The 20,694-nt window shown below is 53.3% G+C and carries 18 protein-coding genes; 1 reads left to right on the forward strand and 17 read right to left on the reverse strand.

Annotated elements, in window-relative coordinates:
* Nucleotides 1-38 precede the first annotated feature (38 nt).
* The 17 genes from comX to GQY55_RS04965 form a co-directional block, all read right to left on the reverse strand.
* Entirely contained in the window at nt 39-212 is a 174-nt protein-coding gene (gene comX / locus GQY55_RS04885) for a competence pheromone ComX (protein ID WP_160038786.1), read from the reverse strand.
* Nucleotides 213-379: 167 nt separating this feature from the next.
* Nucleotides 380-1,300, reverse strand: a complete 921-nt coding sequence (locus tag GQY55_RS04890) for a polyprenyl synthetase family protein (protein ID WP_160038788.1) — start codon at nt 1,298-1,300, stop codon at nt 380-382.
* 222 nt (nt 1,301-1,522) lie between these two features.
* On the reverse strand, nt 1,523-2,308 hold the full coding sequence (locus GQY55_RS04895; RefSeq protein WP_160038790.1) for a hypothetical protein: 786 nt from the start codon (nt 2,306-2,308) through the stop codon (nt 1,523-1,525).
* A 16-nt stretch (nt 2,309-2,324) separates the two neighbouring features.
* The gene (locus GQY55_RS04900) at nt 2,325-3,152 is read right to left on the reverse strand and encodes a SagB/ThcOx family dehydrogenase (RefSeq protein WP_160038792.1); all 828 of its coding nucleotides are present in this window, start codon (nt 3,150-3,152) and stop codon (nt 2,325-2,327) included.
* Complete coding sequence (locus GQY55_RS04905; RefSeq protein WP_160038794.1) at nt 3,136-4,050, reverse strand: thiopeptide-type bacteriocin biosynthesis protein; 915 nt, start codon at nt 4,048-4,050, stop codon at nt 3,136-3,138. Before GQY55_RS04905 ends, GQY55_RS04900 begins: the two co-directional genes overlap by 17 nt.
* A 16-nt stretch (nt 4,051-4,066) precedes the next feature.
* Entirely contained in the window at nt 4,067-6,004 is a 1,938-nt protein-coding gene (locus GQY55_RS04910; protein ID WP_160038796.1) for a TOMM precursor leader peptide-binding protein, read from the reverse strand.
* Nucleotides 6,001-7,335 (reverse strand): hypothetical protein, encoded by a 1,335-nt coding sequence (locus tag GQY55_RS04915; protein WP_160038798.1) that lies wholly within the window; start codon nt 7,333-7,335, stop codon nt 6,001-6,003. Before GQY55_RS04915 ends, GQY55_RS04910 begins: the two co-directional genes overlap by 4 nt.
* Nucleotides 7,316-8,416, reverse strand: coding sequence for a hypothetical protein (locus GQY55_RS04920; RefSeq protein WP_160038800.1), 1,101 nt, complete (start codon nt 8,414-8,416; stop codon nt 7,316-7,318). The genes GQY55_RS04915 and GQY55_RS04920 overlap by 20 nt, the downstream gene beginning before the upstream one ends.
* Nucleotides 8,397-10,976 carry a lantibiotic dehydratase gene (locus GQY55_RS04925; protein ID WP_160038802.1) on the reverse strand — a complete coding sequence of 860 codons (2,580 nt, stop codon included), beginning with the start codon at nt 10,974-10,976 and terminating at the stop codon, nt 8,397-8,399. The genes GQY55_RS04920 and GQY55_RS04925 overlap by 20 nt, the downstream gene beginning before the upstream one ends.
* On the reverse strand, nt 10,948-12,138 hold the full coding sequence (locus tag GQY55_RS04930) for a M20 metallopeptidase family protein (protein WP_160038804.1): 1,191 nt from the start codon (nt 12,136-12,138) through the stop codon (nt 10,948-10,950). The genes GQY55_RS04925 and GQY55_RS04930 overlap by 29 nt, the downstream gene beginning before the upstream one ends.
* A 5-nt stretch (nt 12,139-12,143) precedes the next feature.
* Nucleotides 12,144-12,869, reverse strand: a complete 726-nt coding sequence (locus GQY55_RS04935) for an ABC transporter permease (RefSeq protein ID WP_160038806.1) — start codon at nt 12,867-12,869, stop codon at nt 12,144-12,146.
* Nucleotides 12,866-13,729 carry an ABC transporter ATP-binding protein gene (locus GQY55_RS04940; protein WP_160038808.1) on the reverse strand — a complete coding sequence of 288 codons (864 nt, stop codon included), beginning with the start codon at nt 13,727-13,729 and terminating at the stop codon, nt 12,866-12,868. The genes GQY55_RS04935 and GQY55_RS04940 overlap by 4 nt, the downstream gene beginning before the upstream one ends.
* 107 nt (nt 13,730-13,836) lie before the next feature.
* Nucleotides 13,837-15,678, reverse strand: a complete 1,842-nt coding sequence (locus GQY55_RS04945; RefSeq protein ID WP_160038810.1) for a YcaO-like family protein — start codon at nt 15,676-15,678, stop codon at nt 13,837-13,839.
* The gene (locus GQY55_RS04950) at nt 15,675-16,772 is read right to left on the reverse strand and encodes a hypothetical protein (RefSeq protein WP_160038812.1); all 1,098 of its coding nucleotides are present in this window, start codon (nt 16,770-16,772) and stop codon (nt 15,675-15,677) included. Before GQY55_RS04950 ends, GQY55_RS04945 begins: the two co-directional genes overlap by 4 nt.
* 22 nt (nt 16,773-16,794) lie before the next feature.
* On the reverse strand, nt 16,795-19,305 hold the full coding sequence (locus tag GQY55_RS04955) for a hypothetical protein (protein WP_236575428.1): 2,511 nt from the start codon (nt 19,303-19,305) through the stop codon (nt 16,795-16,797).
* Between the two features lie 51 nt (nt 19,306-19,356).
* Nucleotides 19,357-19,527, reverse strand: a complete 171-nt coding sequence (locus GQY55_RS04960) for a thiazolylpeptide-type bacteriocin (protein WP_160038816.1) — start codon at nt 19,525-19,527, stop codon at nt 19,357-19,359.
* 53 nt (nt 19,528-19,580) lie between these two features.
* On the reverse strand, nt 19,581-19,751 hold the full coding sequence (locus GQY55_RS04965) for a thiazolylpeptide-type bacteriocin (RefSeq protein ID WP_156124501.1): 171 nt from the start codon (nt 19,749-19,751) through the stop codon (nt 19,581-19,583).
* A 329-nt stretch (nt 19,752-20,080) separates the two neighbouring features.
* Between GQY55_RS04965 and GQY55_RS04970 the strand changes: the two genes are divergently transcribed.
* Nucleotides 20,081-20,659, forward strand: a complete 579-nt coding sequence (locus tag GQY55_RS04970; RefSeq protein WP_160038818.1) for a DUF6609 family protein — start codon at nt 20,081-20,083, stop codon at nt 20,657-20,659.
* Nucleotides 20,660-20,694: the final 35 nt, after the last annotated feature.

The raw sequence follows: 20,694 nt of genomic DNA on the forward strand, positions 1-20,694 counted from the left end.
GATCACTTAATGTTGTATGCGGTAAAGCAGCTGAGAATTTAAGCCCAATATGCGCTTTTGCGGAGGGAGTCATCCGGTTTGCGCTCTTGCATGACATCCATGAATGCGCGCTGTTCCAATGCCGACATGCCGGCCAGCTGCAGCTGTCCGTTTTGAATCCGGGCCATAAATTCAGGTTCCGTTACGATTTTACGAATCATTTCTTTCAACATTGTCGTTTCCTCCCAATGGATCAATTTGCTTCCTTTGATTTCAATATATCAAGGCAGCATCCATTGCAAAACGACAACATATCACGTATTTCCCGCAAATCGGTTGCGTGGGAATTGCGGCATCTTTGCGGTACCCGGAACGTGTTCACCGGGTTATATCCGGATGGTTACCGCGCGGCTTCGATCATTAAGTCACGCCATTTCGGGTCCATCTCCATGCCCTCGATGATGTTCAAAAACCGGTAATAGTGGGATCGCATCCGAACGGAAGTATATAATGCGGTGCCTGTCCGCTCGACCACGGCGCAAAACTCCTCTTCGCGATGCAGCACCTCCTCCGGTTTGAGGCGGCCCGCAAAATAGTCCACGATCCAGCGTTCATCCTGTTCTTCCGCAGTAGAAAGCAAAAACAGTACCGGGAGCGTTTTTTTGCGGCGCAAAAAATCATTTTTGTTTCCCCAATCCAGCAAATCCCTATAATCGTTTTTAATCTGAGCGGCGATGCCGACCTCCCGGGCATATTCGGCCACCCGTTCATCGGCCTGTCCGGTAGCCAAAATGACTCCAATCATGCAGGCGCACACCAATAGGGCCGCCGACTTTTGCTCCACCATCTTCAGATATTCATCCTCGTCGCGGACGGCATTCAGCAGATCCAACGTTTGGCCGTTAATGGCCACCAGCATTTGCCGGTTTAAAAAGGCTCCGGACTCATGCACCCTCTCCAGCGGAAAGTCGCTGTAAAGCAGCGTCTCCTGGGATAAGGTCAAAAAGCCGATGGCGAGGTTTAGCGCAATATCCTTCGAAAGCCGGTGCCAGGGCATTCCTCCATGGTCTTCATCTTGCAAATCGTCGATGATGTCCAGGCCAAGAATCATCAGTTCCACCGCTGCCGCAGCCTTGTAGACGGCGTCGCCTTCCCCGCCGAACATCCGGTAATGCAAAACGGTCATTTTGCCGAATAATAGGGATTCGGCTTGCTTCACCCGCAAAGACGCCAAAGCAGCCTCAAGCAGCATTTCCACTCTAAAAAACGCCTTTGCTTGGCCTTCCAATTCGGACATGATCCTGGGTTCAAATTGCTCCACGAACTCCCCTCCCGAAATTTCGCAGTTTCCACCAATATTTAACTCTTATTTTAATGGATGCTAGAATCCGTTTCCATAGTTTTCCTAAAACAACCCCGCAAAGTGGGGCTTTGGCTTCGAAGCTGATTCAGATACTTTGCGGTGAGTCCCGAAATTGATAAACCCTATTATGTTGAAAAAAAAGCATCTGCAGGCCCTGGATCGGCCGGCAGACGCTTTTATTCAGCTTATTAGGCAATGACAGCGGGAATAACGCGGGGTGATCAGACTCGTAAAACCGATCTCCTGATCGCGAAGCAGCATTTTCCGCTCATGGACGGTAGAGAGCAATGTAATGTATGAACTGTAGTGGTCGATCAGCGATTTAAGGAACTCCTCTTCCAGGAGCTGTCCGGCAGGCACCGACAAAGGACTCGACCAACGGATATGATAAGCTTCGAGCTTGCGGACCATGCAGTCTAGGCAAAAGGTTGGGTGAGTGACGTACATCGGTCCAATCTCGGCGATCCGGCCCTGCATGACACGGCACAGAAACAGGGTATCTCCCCGCTTGGTATCCATCTCCTGCTTCAGCTGCCGAAGCTGTCCGGGCTCGCGGTACAAGACCAGATAGTTTCTCGGAGCGTTAGCGTCTTTAGGCGACGTGGTCTGCCACAACCGAAAGTCCAAGTCCGCGTCCTCGTATACGATGACGGCAAACTCCGACCGCAAATATTCCCTGGCGACGACCAGCGACAATGAATAAAGATCCACGTCCGGGCCAACCTGCGAAAAGAACCGTTTGAACCTTTCCAGCCCTTCCGAGCGCACCCGGTCCACCAAAATCCCTTTATGGTACAAGTTTTGGACCCCTTGGCCGCCCGCAGGCAGGTCTTGATTCTCCAATATCCGCTTCAGCTTCTCGGGTTCTTGATGGGGAATCGTGTAAAGCGGATGGTCGCGGCGGTAACGGTTCATGATCCGCAAAGTCTTGTCGGCCGGCTCAAGTTCGAAAAAGGCGTTAATCACGGAATGTCCTCCTCCTTTACCCCAGCAGCATGGCATACACGCAGTGCTGGTATTTTTGTTCACGCACCTGCAGCATTTCTTCTACCTTATCGGCAAAAAAGCCGCAGATGGGCAGCGTTCGTTTATCGAGCGCGGTACTGATCAGTTGGATGTTCTGGGCGATGTGGCCTGCCTCGATCAATGCAAGCTTGTAAGACAACCGCCCATATTTCCGGAAACTGTACTGCAGGTCTGCAATGAAAAACAGCAAAATCGAAACGCCTTCCAGCACGGAACTGCGGGCATCCGTTTTGTAAAGCGTCATCGGAAGCATCCGTTCAAGCTCGCCTATTTCAAGAGAACCCCGATATCGATAAAGCTCCTGCTGTATCGGCGCGTAATAGTACACGCCTTCCTCCAGCCCTTCCACGCCGCGGATATACATGTACAGCTTAATCGGATACATGGCGCCGCCCGAGGGATATGTACGCATCGCAATCACTTCTTCCGTTCCCCGGCTGCCCATATGTCGGTGAGTATCGCGGATTCCCGCCGACCAGGTCAACAAAGCGTTCACGTCGGATAAGGTCCACGTCTGCCCCATGCCGTTAATAAAGGTTGATCTTCGTTTAAGCAGCAGCCGGGCCAATTCGGCCTCCGCGTTTTCGGGAAACGCCGCTCCCCGCTCCAGCTCAATTTTCTCCAAATATTCAGGCAAGGGCACTTCATGCTTGGAAAAAACGTAATCGTCCAGCGGCCGCTGGTTAAACCGCCATGCGACGGACCGCGGTTCCTGACTAGCCAGCTCCTCGAACAGCACGTCGTAATCATAAAATTCGGAAAGCTCGTTATGAGACGGTTGCATTTACGTTCGCCTCCTGACCGGTATGGAGTCTCCATAAAACCTCATAAAGCGCGTATTCATATTCTGGACCCATCCCGAGACGGTTGTTCAGCATATGAAGATGGGAATAGAATATCGACCTGACCTTTTGATCGTCTTCGATCGCATCCGCAATCGCAGCGCAGCCGGCAATCAGCCTTTCGCTTAACCTGACGTACTCCTCATCCGAATGAATCAGGCGGGAGGCCGCTTCTTTCAGCCGGGAATAATCCTTCCCTGCTTGAACGAAACGGTCCGGAATCGACATCCGTTCAAATCGATAGAGGCGTTTCCAGCTGTCCGCGCTTTTGCGGTAATAGGAAACCACGCCGCCAAGCCGGACGTTCCGGGCGAAAAAGAGATTCGCCAAATCCTCCACGGCCGCCATGGCTACCAAAAAACGGGCCGTAAACGAAGATTGCTGCGTAAGGCGGAGAAGCCGAACCGCGATTCTGCTCGATTCAAGAAAAAGCGTCTCCGTCAACGGCATCAGCTGCACCCCGCCGTACCGCTCGTATTCCGGCTCATAAGGCTTTGCCACGATGTCCCCTTCCTCGTACCAGCCCATTTGATCAAGCGTCAACGGCACTCCGTCGAATTGATGGTTGCGGAAGTACTCCTGCTTGGTGAGCCGGCGGCTGGCGGGATGCAGCCGTATCCACGATTTGGCCTTTTCAAACAGTTCTTCCGCATCCCGCCCTTCCGGACCGAGATAACGGATGCGGATATGCGGTCCGTCCTCCCAATATCTGAGAAAAAACCATTTTGAAATGTTCCCTTCGGCCATCCATCTCTCCATAAGATCGGCAAGCAGCAGGATAAGTCCGTCGTACATGGCGTAATTTTGATAATAAATCCGATAACTTTTCCAGGTTTCCATGGAATATCTCCTCCTTTCAAGGAAAAGGATGCGGCTCAGGATTCACTTCAAACTCCCCGCCAAAGCCCCGCCGCATTCGCTCGCGGCTTAGCCGCTCAGGAATAACGCGCCGATGCTGGTGACCGAAAGTCATCGGGAGCATGCCGGGCACAAGCACCTTGGCTGCATAAAGGCCGAAATCTGCAACCTCGCCTGGCGTCACGTCTGCCACGTATATATTTCCGTAATGCTGAAGCACTTCCGACGCCAATTGCTCCAAATCGTCCGCCAAATCCTCATGGGTAAAGCGGGAACTTTCATAGAAGATCTCCCTATACGCTTGCCGGACCGGAAGTTTGGCGGATGCGTCCCGGTTCAACAAGAACCCCAGACCGTTCCTGCAGTTTTCCTCGCTTGCATAATAAAGCACATGGTCCTCAAATTCCGTTACGGCTTCCGGCCGGCCTACCAGCTGCCGCACCCGCTCGCGCATCGCGTCATCCCGGCGCAGCGCATCTTCATAAATCGGAAGCGACGTAATGACCTCCATGGCGGCCGATTCAATGGCTTTTTCCGGAATAAAATGGGCCGCCGCCGCATTATAGGCTTTCATGAGCGCATTCTTTCGGGTATCGTAGGCCACGGCCCATACGCTCGGCACCCGCAGCTCCATCGTAATATCGAAAAATCGGACTTGAATCCCTTCCAGCTCCAGGAAGTAAAGGATCTGTTTCAACTCGTCCAGGCCGGTATCCTCGATGTCAAGCTCCTGCAACGGGAGCCGGTTGTACCAGGCGCAGAGGAAATGATCCCGTTCGATCAGTTCGAACAATCCGTGAAGCACCGCCTCTTCGCGGGAGCTTCCTAGCGCGAGTCCGTTCGAGCTGTCATACACAAACCGATTGGTCTGGTCTCTGAAATGCCCGTCGGCGTAATAAACGAGCTGTTCGGGGACAAGCACCTCCCGCCTCTCCTTCATCGAATAGGCCGGCGTCCAGTAAATAGGCAGTTCCTCCGTGTATTGCTTCAGCCGGAATTCCGGATGTTCCAGATCGGCCTCGGCATGCAGACCGAAATCCGCGGGATTCGCCGCCATGGAGCGCACTTCGGCATAACTCTTCTTCTCGGTTTCAGGCGCTTCGCGAGCGCACATGCCGCAATACCGCTCGACAGCCTCCAGAACGGCCACCTTCTCGGCATCCGTCCGACGATAGGCTCTTCCGAACCCGGTCTCAACATATGCCGGATTCACCCGAATTTCGACGCCGCCCGCTTCGATCATGGAAGAGCGAAGCTCGCGATAGCTGTGCGTCGCCGTTCCGCTGTCCCTGTCGAACCAACGCTTTAGGACCGCGTCGGTATCCGGGCCGGAATTCAGGCGGTATATTCGGGGGTCTGGCTTAAATCCGCTTTGAAAACCATGGATGAATGGAATTTCGCGCTTTACGTCCGGCGAGCATATAGGGCAATATCCGCTTCGGCTCAACACATAGGAATCGGCCCGCAATGCATCAAACTGGATATGCTCCGCCCGTTGGTTATAACGTGCAAGCAGTTCTCCCGAAAGCTGAAATGCCTCCATCATGTCCACGACAAATTCCGCGGCTTGGGGATGCGGCGAAGACAGGCTCGGCTCCCCGTATGCGAGCGAAACGATATTTTCCCGGCCGTTTGCCTGCAGCCTATGCTTTAAACAGGCAAAGCATACGCCGGACCGATCTGCGACAAACGGGCCTACCAGGAGCGTATTCAACAGTTGATGATAGAAAAATACGCCCCCGGCGTGCTGAGGAGCCGGTTGGAAAAACGGCGCGAATTCCTCTTCCTTGAGGCCGTCAGAGATGACGTGAAGGGTCATCTCCGGCTTGCCGGTCCTCTCGCGGGTCAGTCGGTACAACATGCCGCGGCGGTCCATCTCGCCCAGGACTTGCCGGAGCAGCATGCCGCCCGTATCGTATAGCAGCAGCTCTTTCATGCTTGCTTCCCTCCTTTGCGGCGCAATTGAATCACGGATATCCCGCTGTCTTTAAGCAGCGGAATCCGCATCGCCCTTACCTCATACATGCGGGTGATCAGCCGGTACAGATCCCCCGCCCGGCAAATCTCCGGACGGCTCAGGTTAACGGCGTTTTGCGTTTCGATCATCCGGAAACGATCCGGACCCGCGGCGCGGATTCCGTTCTGGCGGACTAAGGCATAATAACGGATCAGCGCATCCTCAATCGCCCGTTCGGACGTGGTGCCGTATACCCTATCCGTCCACGGCTCCTCCTTCGTGCCCGCGGCCGCGCTCCACAGCGAAGTTCCAGGAATATGGTCCACATGAAGATACAGCTGTGCCTTCTCCTTTACGAAGCGGTTGATCATGGCATCAATTCGCCGCCCATTCGGGATGAGTCCTGCATAAGGAATGACCTCTCTTTCCACCGGCCCCTGCTCCCACGCATAGGTTGTCATCAGAAATTGGGCGAGCCGATGAAGCCCGTGCCGGGATCCGGCCACCACCAACCAGGCTGCCTCCGGATCCATCCTCTCCAATCGCAGTTCCAGATTGCGGCAGGATGCGTATACGATCTGCTCCGCACCTGATTCCCCGGAAAAGAAACTTCCGTCCTCCGCATTCGCCAATTTGTAAGGCACCTGAATCCATTCATTCCGGCGGAATAGAAAGCTCGTAATGATGCGGCTTTCGAGGCGCTCCATCGCATCGATCATTCCGGTCCATTCGAAACGGTCCTCTTCGGCGAACCGTTCCCGCAAATCAAATTCCTCCAATGCATAGTCGCTTAACAGTTCTTTTTCTTCCGCGATCCGTTTGGCATCCTTGGCAATCACAAGAACCGTCTTGGCTTCTTCATTTCCTGCATCCCCCGCATGGGCCCGGCTTGCGGCTGCCATATGCCCTGCGTAAATGTCGAGCAAGAAATCGTCCTTTTCCTGCGGGCCGGCTTCGGCAGCTGCCATCAGCTCCGCATAGTTTTGTGGAGTCACGTTTCGGAACAACACCGACGTTGCTTCGTCAAGATGCAGCATCTGCCACTCGCCGGAAGCCGGGGGAAGCGCCGTTTCCAATATTCTGGTTTCAGCCGCGGCAGGGGCCAATGGCTGGACGGGGCTCCCGGATGTTTTTCTTTTTAGAAGACGGTCCGCCAAGGTCTGGTCGATTTCGGCCATTCCGCCCGGCTTGCCGCCAAGCACGGCCTCTTCCAATATCCGCTTGGTCTCCGGGGGCATTTGCAGGCGGTGAAGCCCCTTTTTTTCATACACATAAAGCCGGTCTTCCTTCTTAATCAGCCAGTTTGCCATAATCGGTATCACCTGCCATCTTCATTTCCAAATAACGATATGCAGCCCGCCAGTCCATGTCGAAGCCGCTCTCCACGCATTCCGCCACCAGTCCCGTAATCCGCTGCCTCCGCAGCGAAGACATGCCCAATAGCGGCATCAGCGAATACAAGGCGGAAGCCACGAACCGGTATACAATAAATCCTTTATCGCGGTAATGCTGCAAAAATTGCGGATTCGAATAAAATGTCCGGTGAAATTCGCTCGCCTCGTCATGACGCTCAAAAAAATCATCGCCATGCGTCAGCTTCTCCACCTCCAGCTCCCCCTCGTCATAGGCCTGCGCCAGCATCGCCGAAAGCGAATGGACGAAGATCTTGAACCGCCCGAAGAGGAACTCCCGCTCAAAGATGCCGTTCGAAAATTTCCGAACCCCCTCTGCGATAAATTCTTCTTCGGCTTCCGTCCGGCCCAGCAGCGCTGCCCGGATTTTCGCTTCGATGGCCGGCTTCTTTTTCATGGCTTCGATCTGGGTTTTAAAGTATTCGAAATTCGAACGCAGGGATAAGTAGCCGATTTTGAGCCCTCCCGGACTGCCGCTGCCCGTAATGAGAAATATTTTGGCGAATTCAACGTTTTGCCTGTCCTCTGAAAGCTTGTTCCAATCCTCGTAAATGTCCGCGAGCAGCTGGCTTTTCAGCAGCTCCATCCCGTAATTGATTCTGGGGCTGCACAGCGGATTGCCGCCCGTCAACCTCTCTTCCTCTTTCACAACCACTTCGCCGTCGCGGCGCAAGGGCAAATAATCGCCGGAGTACCCCTCCATGCCGGCAAGCTTATGAAGCATCTTCTCGTATTTTTCATATTCCTCCGCGCTGCGCGGTTTGGCATAACGTTCCGCGGTCCGCCGGATCATCCGTTCAAGTCCGTGGTCGGCCTCGGACACGGGGAGCGTCGTTTTGACATGGAAGCCGTTCACCCAGCTTTTTTGCAATATGGCATTTTTCAGGCTCCCCGCTTGGATATACCGGACAATACCTCGAAGCAACGACGCCGACGCCTCGCTGTCGTACAAAAAGCAGCTAATGGTTCGCAGCCGCATCGCCGTACACCTCCCCGCAAGTAATTTCGTAAGTGTACTCCCTGACGCACTCCTGTTTCGGATCAGCCACGGGAAACTCTTCTTCGAGCATCAGGTACCCGGTCTTACCCGCCAGCTGAATCAGCAGGTGGAACAACAATGGCGATGAGAGGTTAATGAATTGCGGCTTGCGTTCTCCCCCTTCCGTGACTTCCTCCATCTCCGTCATGAATGCGCGGACATAAAACCGGCTCGGCACGCCATGTTCCTCCATGAAATCAAGCACCCGCTTCCAGGAGCCGAACCGATCCTTTTCTTTATACAGCTCGAGCAAAGTTCTGGCAGGAATCAGCCATTTGGCGCGGGAAACGATTAACTCGGAATCACCGAAGCTGATCCGCGGTACGCGAATGATTGCATCATCATGCTCCTTCCGCTCTTTCAGCCGTTCGCGAATGACCAGCTCCCCAAGGTCAAAATAACTCGTTCCATGGGAAGACAGCACGTCAAAGGTGGTTAAAATAGCCGGTGCGGCGACCAGGACGAGCGTTCCCAAAAATTGCGGGCGCACAACCTCTCCGGTATCCTTCTCAAAAAATTCCACGCTCCCTGTCGAAGCATTGTATCTCAGCCCCAAATCCAGCCAGGAAAGGAACCGCTCGGATTCCGTCATCGATTGGATCGGCAGCGCGATTTCCCTTTCAACCGTTTTCCGGCGGATGTTTGCGTTAAAGCCGAACGTGTTGCGTATATCCGCCACCCGGTTGCCGTCGAAGCATTCGCTCAGGTATTCGCCGTACGCGGGTCCCGTATCTTTCAAATATTTGAGGAATCTCGCAAAATAGATCGAGAAGCCTTTATACATATGGTTAACGACCATACGTTCACCGTCTTCCTGCACGAAAAAGGAATGGGAAAGCAGCCGCTTCCCGAGCACCTTCTCGATTTGCCGCAGCCACCCGGAAATGCAGTCGTCCGGAATAACGATTTCCTGTCGCTCCGCTGCCCCTGCCAGAAAGGAAGCCAGCTCCCCGGCAATGTCATGCAGGCTGCGAATGCCTGGATGCATATACGCTTTGTTCCAGTTGAAAAAGCCATAGGTCTCTTTCATCAGTTCCGTATCCGAAAAGATCACTTGGGCCATATCCCTGAGCACTCTCGAAGCTTCCTGCGAATTGCTTGGCACATAGGATCTGCCGTAACGCTGCCGGAAAAATTCGCCTGCGGCAAACTGCATTTTGACGACCGTGTCAAAGCACATCATCAGCCATTGATATTGCGACAGCCGATTCAGCTTATGCTGCTGCTCGCGATAGCTGCGAGCGGTCACCTTTTCGTCGATGCCGTCAATATACAGCATGCTCCGCCGCGGCATCGGATCCATGCCGAACATCGCGGACAATCCCTCAAGGGCTTCATACAGCCGTTCCGCTTTGGTACGGTCGAAGGACGTCTCCAGTTCTGCGGTCAGCTTGCGCAATTGCCGAAACGCGTTCAGGCACGGGTGTACGATGCCGTAATGCTCAAGCTTACGGATGAGTTCGGCCAACAGCTCGCCCGATTGCTCGTTGAGCACGTCGGTACGTTCAAGAACGCCGCTTCCGATCAGGTGGCGAAGCGTGCCGTCCGCCTGATCCCCTTCAATGCCGAGGCCGGTAAGGGTTGATTTCAATTCGTCGTACGACAACGATCCGCGATCCGTCAATTTGCCGAAAAGAGCCCTGAGAGCTTCGCCCGAACGCAGCGTCACAAGACCCTGTCTGGATTTGTAAAGCTGCCGCTCCCCCTTCGCATTTTGCAGCACCGTAATGTAATATTTGCCTTCCAGCTCCACGCATGTGGCGTTCAGCCGGTAATGCAGCCGGGTCATAAGCTCGGGCTCCAGGCACAACCTGTCGAATGCTTGAAGGATCAGCGAATCGTTGATCCGGGGATACAATTTTTTGCAGCCTTCCTTTCCCGCGCCGTCGAAGCTGCCCATCCCGGAGTACGTCAGGTTGGCGAAAGGGCTCGTCTTCATGCTGGCCCGGGTTAAAAATTTGATTAAGGTATAGTCGAGCTTTCTCAAGCTGCGGTCATGCTGCTCCACCGGCGTCTGCAAATATTTTTCCAATTTAGGCACGATGGCGCTGTTCATGAACATGACGGCATCGCATAGTTCCGAATCTTCCCGGTAGACGTCATGCAGCCATTTCCGGTCGGCACAGGAAAGCGCGCCAAATTCTTCTTCGATCCCGGCCATATCGGACTGAGCAGCTTCACGGGCGGCAAACACGCCCTCCACCTCTTCCCGCAAGCCTGCAGGGAACAAATGCTTTACCCGCTCGTAGCGGCCCCGGGCCGAAGGCCGGGCGTTAAAGAAATCACGTTTGAAGCGAATCGCCTCCATGCGGTCTTGACCCTCCGTAATGCCGGCGATCGCATGCTCCATTTCTTCGATAACTTCTGTTGCCCGAGGTTCAAGCCGGGTTGCCCGTGCTTTGGCTTCCGCATACCTTTCCGCCAAATCGCCTAAATAATGAGAGACCCGCTGCAGCGGAAAGTGGGTTTCCCTATAGATATAAAGGGGGGATACTTTCATCGTTTTCACTCCCGTTTTCGAAAAGTCGTGTTCTTTCGGCCCGTTCCCCGGCCTGCTCGAACATCCGGACAATCGCCCGCAGGCTTTCATATCCGTACAGAAGGGCCTCTTCGCCAATATCGAACGACGCCGTATGCACCGCGTTATGTTCCCTTATATAGGCGCCTATAAAGAAATAACAGGTCCGAAGGCCCGGCAGATCCCTGGCATAGAAAGCAAAATCATCGCTTGAAAATAAAAACGGCGAGTTTAACACCGACTCCTGACCGAATCTTTTGCCGAGCAAGCCCCGGATCCGTTCCGCCAATTTAGGGTCATTGGCATTTGCAGGATACTCTGAGACGACCCGGTTCCGCAAAACGCCGCGGACGGAACCGTTGTGCTGCATCCGGTGGAGCAGCTGGCCGTATCCGCTGCGGTTCGCCTCTTCGTCCGCCGAACGGAACGATAGGAAAAACGTTATCCGGTCAGGAACCGCATTATAGTAGCCGTTCGTTTCGATATGCGTAACTTTGCAGATCCGGCGCTCGTCGTTATATTCCCGCTGGAACGCATGGACTTCGGCCAACAGCTCCATAAAATCCTGCTGATCCGCCGCATGGCCGGAGGCGAGCTCCAGCCCGATCTCGGCCGTCAGGGCGCCGGCAAGCGCCGTGCCGCCCCGCAGCGCAAAGTATCCCGGATACAAATCGGGCGTGACATGGACCGCGAACATATAGCCGATATTCCGGCCCCGGAGGAGCGGAACAAGCTCCCGCGCGCCTCCCAGCACTTCCTCGGCCGCCTGAAAGATGAAGACAAGATTTCTGCGGGGGGCGGTTTCATCCGCCCATCGCAGCAGCTGCAATAAAATGGACATGTGGGCATCGTGGCCGCAAGCATGATTCATGCCGGCATGGCGGCTTCTATATTCGAGCTCCTTATCGTCCCGGATCGGCAGTCCGTCCAGCTCGGCCCGAAACGCTACGGCCGGAAGCTTCGACCCGCCGTCATAAGATGCGATCAAGCCTTTGTCGGAATGATGGTCGATACGAATCCGCCGGGTATGCTGCCGGATGTAATTCTCGACATAAGCCCGCGTTTTGATTTCCTTCCCTGCCGGCTCCGGAATCCGGTGGAGTTCTCTCCGAATTCTTCGCAGTTCTTCGAATACGTCCGGCATGGCGGCTACCCCATTATCGCGCTTCTTTTATATCGGTACACGAACAACGTGACCACGAGCAGCGCCGCAATGTTAAGCGTCAGCATCCCGATGTCCTGCAGCGCGTTACCGCCGGCCGATATCGCTCCGACGGCCTTGTTCAAATAAAATCCGGGGAAAAACTTTTGAATATGGGCCATGAACTCCGGCATATGAAGTCCGAGATCGTTCGTCAGATTCATCGCCATAAATCCCATGTAGAGCGGGAAGGAGAGGGATTGAAGCGAAACGACATCCAGCAGAAATCCCAGGCTCAGCCCGATGAAAATGTAGTAGAGGCTGGAGTAGACCGCAAGCAGCTCCATTTTCAGCAGCATTCCGTCGATGTTCAACCTGAAAACGGCAAGGCCGAATACAATGATGACGGCGGCGATCAACACGTTGAGCAGCAGCTGGACAAACGCCGTCACAAAAATGAATTTTCCCGGCGAATACGGCGTGACGGCATAGATGCTGCCAATGTAGGACTTTTCTTTGGCGACGCGCGTGCTAAGCGTGTTCAGTCCGCTCCCCGCCGTTCCGAACAACGTGCAAAATACGGCAAGATAAGTAATGTATTGCCCTTGGTCGCCTTCCGGCTTGGCAAAAGCGTTCAAAACCACCAAAAACACCAGCGGCAGCACCAACGTAAAAAATACGAAACGTTTGTTGCGCAGCACCTTCAATATTTCATAACGAATGATCGTGATCATGCCTGTTTCACTCCTTCTTCCGGATTCAGATCATAAATTTCCCGGTAACAATCCCTGACTTCCTTCAGCCTTTCCTCAAACGTCATGCCCCGCTGCTGCAAATACGCGCAAAGCACGGAATGTTTATTCTTGTCGGTGACATACAGCTTGCGGTCTTCCATCAGGCCGCCGAATTGGCGCTGAAGATCGAGTGCTTCCTCCGCCGTCTCCAGATATACGACGATCACCTTTTGAGTGTTCAAATCCTCTTTGCGCACATCGGCGATAATCTCGCCGTTCTTCAGGAAAATAAACCGGCGGCAATAGTCGTTCAACTCGTCGAGATGATGGGAGGTTACGAAAATCGACTTGCCCTGCTCCTGAATTTCCCGGATTTTATTCCAGAACATTCGGGAGGCCGTCACATCCATCCCTACCGTCGGTTCGTCCAGGAACAGCAGCTTGGGATCCGCCGCCAGCGAAAGTGCAAAAGACAGTCTCCGTTTCTGGCCGCCGGAAAGGTTTTGAACCATCGAGCGAGCTTCTTTGACAAGATCGCCGGCCTCGAGCAGGGCATGGGTGCTTACGTTTGATTTGCTGTAGCTTTTGTGCAATTCGATCACTTCCCTGACCCGCAAATGATCCGGAAACAAATCGTGCTGAAGCATGACGCCGACATCTTTCCGCGTATTAAAGTTCCGGATGATCTCGCCGCCATCAATCGATGTAAGGCCTAATACCGAACGGATCATCGTCGTTTTTCCGGCGCCGTTCGGTCCGATCAGCGCGATGCTCTCCCCTTCGTCGATCCCGAAGCTTACTCCGGACAATACCTGCTTTTCCTTAAAGCGCTTTTCAACCTGGTTAAATTTCAACAGCATCAACAATCTCCTTCTTCCCTATTAAAATTTGGCCTGCGTTAAATATGCCATGTCTCTGTTTCGGGCTTCGTACGAGGAGCTTTAGAACCTTTTTAAACCCTTTCCTTTTAAGGAAAAGGATGAGGCGCATGTTGAATGTCTCCCGGCGTAACGCCCCAGAATCGGGCAGCTTGTTCCAACCGCTTCCGGCTTAACATCCGATGTTCCTCTCCAAACCAGAGCTGCTGCAAATGGGGGATCAGCACTTTGACGACCTCCAGGCCCAGATGCGTATATCCCTCCGGCGTCTGACGAACCAAAATGACGTCGCCGAAAATGGCTTTCAGCCGGTCAAGGAGCCCCGAAGTTTCGCTGGCCATATCAATGGCGGTGTATCTGAGATTTTCGTAATAACCTGCAAAGCGTTCCATGAGATCCACATTGCCGCCTCCGAACAAAAAGTCGAAATGATGCCTTTCTTCCGGCAAGAAGTAGAAGATCGGGTGATCTTCGACTTCCCGAACGCCCTGCTGCTGGATGCGTTTGGCCTTCTCACGGATGACGCCGGTATGCGTGTCGTAATATTCAAGGGCGAGCAGCATTTCCTCAAGCGCGTTTTGAATGGCTTTCTCCGGGTCGGGATGCGCCGCGGACGTCGAATATGCCGCAAACTTATCTGGCGTCCTTCCGAAGCAAAGCGCCCAGATGACCGGGATTCCGGTATCCATGGTGATGTCGAACAACCTCACGTCGTAGTCCAGTTGCTCCAGCCTTCCGCACATGTAACGGGCCTTGCCGTTCGTAACGGATTCCGGCCGAATTTCCGGGGGCGCATGCCGTAAATACCAATGATTCAGAAAAGCATCCCTTTCGATCAATTCGAGGCACGCATAATACACGCTATCCAGAAGGCCGGTACCCAACGCGTTACCGTTGGAGTTCCCTTTATAAACCCGCAGCGCGCCGCCCGAATAATTCTGATCCATTTTGTAGTAAGCCAAGCTTTCGGGAATATGCGTTAGCGCTTTTGAGCTCCAGGAATAGGCGGGGATCCATGGCAAATCGCCATTTTCGTCAAAGGGAACCAGACTCTCGCTTGAACCTGCAACATCCCTGATAAAGAGACGGGGATCCGTCACATGCCCAGACTGCCGCATGGCGTTAAAACTGGCGCAGGTAACCGTTCGCTCCCGGCCTCGCGGATGCATGCCCGCATACCTTTCGAGCGCTTCAAACAAAGACTTGCGCTCGCTTGCCCGATAATCGGTCGTACTTCCGATCCCCATTCCATATTTTTCTTCCCTATTTACCCGGAAAAAGGTGGAGACCGAAAAGAAGGATCGCGTATTCCGGTCTTTATAAACGATAAAATTCGAGTCGGTATTATCCGTCCTGAATACATCGCTCGGAATTGAAGCCCCCTCCTTGCGGTAGCTGTCTCCATACGGGTAAACCGCCTTCTCCCTAAAAGCCGCCGCAAACGCTTCGGCGTCATCCGGCTTCCCGCCTTCCGAGCAATTGGAGCATCGTTCCGCCGGCCAAAAGGTTAGCCGTTTCAACAACCCGTTTCCGTTCATCCGGTAATAGTCCAGCAGCCCCGGCCGCCTGCGCTTGCGGAGCAGCATGCCGAAGCATTCCATCACGAGATCCTCGGGGACCTGCAGGTCCCCGACCAGCCTGCTGGGCGCCCCTTCAAGCCGATATTCATGCTCCCGAAGATTGGAAGCCCTTCTTTTCAGGAAGCAGGAAGGACAGCCTATTTCTTCACGGCAAAAAACCGGCCCGACGATGCATTCATGCGCGTCCACGTGCAGCAAGGCGAATTTCGGAAGCTTCCGTTCCAAATATCCGTTTGCTTCCGGACGGTCGCCGTACGTGATCAAGCAGGGCAGCCGTTCCCCCTCAACCTCCAAAAGCGTCCATTGTTCTCGCCGGTTCAATACCTCGTTCAACGCGTGCGTTGCGATCATGAATCGTCACCTCCCCCTAATAAAGCAAACCCGTATTTGCGGGAAAACCCGTCTTCATATCGAAAAAGAGGAAGCTCGCCATTCTGCCGGTCCCGTGTATGAAAGCCCCCCGCCAGCCTATTTGCATCCCTAAAGGATCCTGCATTAGCCTCCGTGGATTCTCCCTTCTCACGAATTCTGTTCCATAACCGGAACAAGGCATCCTCCAGATCCTCTCCGAAGGCCCGCAAAAGAACTCCGCCGTTTTTCCATTCAACGCCGTATACCGGCATCAAGCCTTCAATGATTCTGTAACTCATGGCAGGCGGGAATAACACGGGGCCAGGCATCCAAAACGAAAATTGTCCGGGATCGAATATCCGCTGCTCTGTTTCTACCCCGCCATTCAATCCGTAACGGTTGATATGATTCAGATAAGCGGCGCGAACGGTTAATCCGGGAGAAAGCGTGCGGTAGCTGCAATAATGGGTAAGCATGTATGCATACATATCCTCCAGCACCCGGCGTTTGCTCGGGCCGTCAAATCTGCGGACTCGATCTCCGAAATCCGCTGTTAACGTCCAGTATGTTTCGAAATCGATATCTATTTGCCGCACCCGCTCCTGAACCAATTCCTGTTCAAGCACGCTTTCATCGCGTGTTTCTTCTCCCAGCATCAGAAGTCGGCTTCGGACCCGCGGGCAGCACTCCGCATGAGCGGTTTCGGGCAGCGGAGCAATGGCCACAAGACCGTCAGCATCCATCGTAATGATGCGATCTCCCTCCCATAACTGCGTTTCCAACAGCTTGGGAAGAGGAAACCTGTTCAAAGAAGACACCGGATATTGCCGCCCAAGACAGCTCATGCACACCCCATCGGCGAATATGATCCGGTCTCCCAACTCGTAACGTTCCTTCGGCCGTGGCCTTTCCGGCTCCCCCAGCAGGCTGCGAACGCGGGCCACCCACTCCGCTTCCCGAGGGTTCGGATCAGGCTTCGCAAAAAGATGGACGATATCGTCATAACTGGCAGCTGCAAAGCTGATCATCCGGCTGCGTCCGAGCAATTCAACCCTTTCAGGGCCGCCAATGATCCGTATTGGACTTTTGTCCACCGCCTCTTCCTCCTTTCCGGCATTACATTTCGTACACATATTCAGCCGCATAATCCGTCTCGTACGGATCCGGCAGCGCTTCTTCAAACACAACGGCGATTTCCCCATATTGCTGCCGGCTCCGCTGGACATGCTTCAGCATTTCGATAAAATAGAGCGGCTCTTCCGCATCAAAAAAAATCGGCTTGTGAATGGCCGTCGCCCCATATTCGATATGGAGCTTTCCTTCGCGGACTGGAAAAAGCCTGACGAAAGAACGGAGCGGAATGCCATGGGACTCAAGAAGCTCATGGAAAGAGCCGTATCCTTCAAAGTCGAAGTTCAGACTTGAGAAAAGGCTGGAGTGCAATATGTTTTTGCGGCGCTGCAAAATAAGATCCCCGAAGCTGATTCTTCCCAGCTTCCTGCTCTCCCCGAGGGAAATCTCGTTATACTCGAATCCAATTCCGTTTAAAAAGCCCGATTGACTTAGAAGGGCAATATTCCTGTAATCTTCCGGAAGATATGCCGGCGCAAGGCTGCCCGTGTAAAGCGCGATCCCCCGAACATCTCCGGCTCGCAGCTCAAACCGGTTCATGTCCGCGTTCCACTCCAATGTGCAGCTGTTTAGGGCAATCAAACGGGATGTTTCCGATTGTCCCCCTTCCTCCGGGTCGTGTACTTCTTCCGTCAAGGAATACGTTTCCGAAAAATCGTTCGTGTTCGGATTAAATCCGCAGGACGGCGAATACGTCAGCAGCAACGCCTCTTTGCATCCCAAAGCGGATCTTATTTTATGGAGCACTTGCTCATGGCGCCCCGGGTCATGGTAGATGGAATACGCCAGGTAACCGTTTTTGCAATCATTGACGACGTATTTCCCGTTCATCGCCGGCTGAATTAATAGCTGCAGCGTCCGCTGCGGCTTGATGCCGACCTCCTCAAGCTGCGCTTTAAGATCCATAAGTTCATCTTCCCCGATATGCACGTCCTCGCCGTTTTCAGCCGGTTTGATCCGTTCCCGATAAACGTCCTTCAAATCTTCAAGGCGGGTTACCTGGGGCGATGCGGCAAACACTGTATTTCGGCTGGTCCGGCGCAAAGCTACCTCTTTTTCGTACATGCCGGCGTATTCCGAAAGAGACTGGCGAAGCGACTCATAGGAAGCAGGGAGCCGTTCCTTAAGCAATTCTTTCATAAACAGCCTGAACTTTAATCTGTGATCGAATAAGGGAAGAATATCTGCCCATTTGTCGATCGTTCTTCTGGCGGGAGCCTGAATCTCATCGGAGCCCCCAGGAATATAGCTGTCTTCATGAAACAGATCCAAGGGACGTTTCCCTTTCCACAACACCGCATCGCAGCATTCTGCCGCATGCTTCTGCGCGGAATGGATCAGCGACTCCCGTATATGAAGATCCGTGGCGTTTTCCATCCGGGTAGCAATGAGATGCAGTGCCTCCAGATGTCTGACGAAACCGTCGACTCTCCCGGAAACGTTCCGGAAAGAAGACGCTTCGTCAATCAAGGCGGTTAAGGTAAGGGTGTCCGCCTTGCGCTCCAGCACATTTCGAAGATATCCGGCTGCCAACAGCTTCGTGGTCCGGCTTTCAACCCAATCCGTTCCGACGCCCAAGCGGGAGGCGAGTTCCTCCCATGTAACGATGCTGCCGGAAGGGAGATTTCGCAGACGGGATTCCTTTAATGCGAATCGCCGTTTGTCACGTTGGTATAGACCCGGCCGGACTTCTATAGGCTCCCCGGCGCCGACGGTCCAAACCGCTTCTCCAACCGGATCGGCTTCATATTTGACTCGAAAACGGCTTGCCCGGACGACTTCCGGCAGCAGGAGAAAATAATTAAACCATGCAAGCAATATCCACTGGGCCAAACGGATCCGGCTGGTCGATGCCCGGGCACCCGGCCTGCCGATGGAGGTAAACGTGGATAACGGGGCGGTTTTGGCAAATGAACGCATCATAATCTTCCAAACCTTTCCTGTTTTTTTCGGGCTATAGGAATTGTTCAGCGAACAATACATTTCAAAGTTGGTGAACAGCAATGCATTTTGTACGTTTGACTGCTCCCGGAACAGCTCATAAAGCTCTTCCGCTTGCCTTTTATATTCTTTTTCAAATTGTTCCCGCAAAAGATCCTCACGCCGCTGAAGTTCCTGTCCACGGATTAGATGGGACCGGATGCTTTCCAACAGGACCGGATCAACGAATTCAAGCTTGGGGATCTTTTCGAACTGTATTTTGCCTCTTTTCATCCCCTGCTGGAGGCGTATGTATGCAATTCTGGCTCCCGGCTCACGTTCAATGGATCCGGATAATTGTTGGCGCAGCTCCTGCTGCTGCGTTGCAAAGGCCGAGCGCTCTTCGCGATAGTTGGCGAATCGAAGGTAGAAATGATCCTTCAGGCGCTGAATAGAATGTGAAGACAAATGATTTTGGCGGATGAATACGTGGGGCTCCGTCACCAATGTTCCTCCTCCGGAAAATCCCTTGGATGAAGCGGCCGCTACCGCCCCATCCAAGGTTTTTGAATCCATCTTAGGAAAGTAAGTCTTGCGTAAGCGAATGGTTTGCTCCGCTGAATGTGCTCAAGCACAGGAAGAAGAGCAGGAAGAACAGGAAGAGGATCCGCAGGTGGAACTGCTGCCGCTGCCGCTCGAAGCCGCAGTGGAAGGGATCGCTTCCGCTTGATCAAGTTCGATCAGCTCCAGATCGAGATTTTCCAGTTCTTTGTTCAATTCCTTGTTCAATTGGTTCATGTTTTACATCTCCTTTAAAATTTTTAATGAGTTCGATCCGATTCGCTTCAAGCTTATGCACAAGATGAAGAGCAAGAGGAGCAGGACGAAGATCCGCAGGTGGAGCTGCTGCCGCTTCCGCTCGATGCTGCAGTGGAAGGGATCGCTTCCGCTTGATCAAGCTCGATCAGCTCCAGGTCGAGATTTTCCAGTTCTTTGTTCAATTCCATGTTCAGGTCGCTCATGACGTTCACCTCCTTTTTACGACGATTGGGTACGGGGCAAGTTAACGTTCAAGCAGTTTCCCAAAGGAATGTCTCCCTTCAAAAGTTCTTGGTGCATTTGTTAATTGCTTCCTGTAAACAGACTAACACAGCTTTTATCCGGCTTCACCGAATACGTGTTTAGGGTTCTCCACAATTGTCTTGCGGCTGGTTTTGCGGAGCCGGTTACGGTCGTTACGAGTGGCCGCAAGGGGCAAAAGAATTAGGATTTTTAGGTTTATGGGCAGGGTTTCAAGCTGAATATCCTGGTCTATAATGGTTACTGAACCAGTTGTTAGGGAGGGAAACAAGTGACAGAAAAGGCTTTATCGGGGGGATTATGGAACAAATCGAACTTTTTGAACAAAAGGGTTTGCGGATTGTGGTTGATTTGGGTCGCTTTGGTGATTTTCGCCGGACTGATGGCGGGAGGAAAGCAGCTGATCATGATGCCCGTTTTTTCCTTCGGGTACGTCATCGGGATTTTCGGCATTCTGGCGAATAAATCGTTAAGCCGCAAATTGTCGTACGGAAGACCGACGAAAGGGCAAAACCGGATGCTTTTATTTTCGATCATCCTCATGTTTGTATTGATGGTGCTGATCGGCGGGCCGCATTTCGCGGATGAAAACTACCGGCGCATATGGCTTGGTGCGTTTCTTGCTATAGGCATTCATTTTATCCCAATGGCTTGGGTTCACGGTCCTTCGATGCTCGTGCTCGCCGTGCTGCTGATCGCGGATGCGCTGCTTGGCATGCTGGATTCGAGCCTGAACTTCCGGCTGATTGCGTATATCGATATCGGCGTCAAGCTTCTGTTCGGCATGTACCTTCTATTGACCGGAAAACCGTTGAAAAAAGCGCAGACCGAAACGCCTTTAAGCCATTAAGCGATCCGCCACAGCTGTCGGAATCGATCGCCGCT

This window comes from Paenibacillus sp. USDA918EY (assembly GCF_009870825.1).
Lineage (GTDB): Bacteria > Bacillota > Bacilli > Paenibacillales > Paenibacillaceae > Paenibacillus_AQ > Paenibacillus_AQ albilobatus.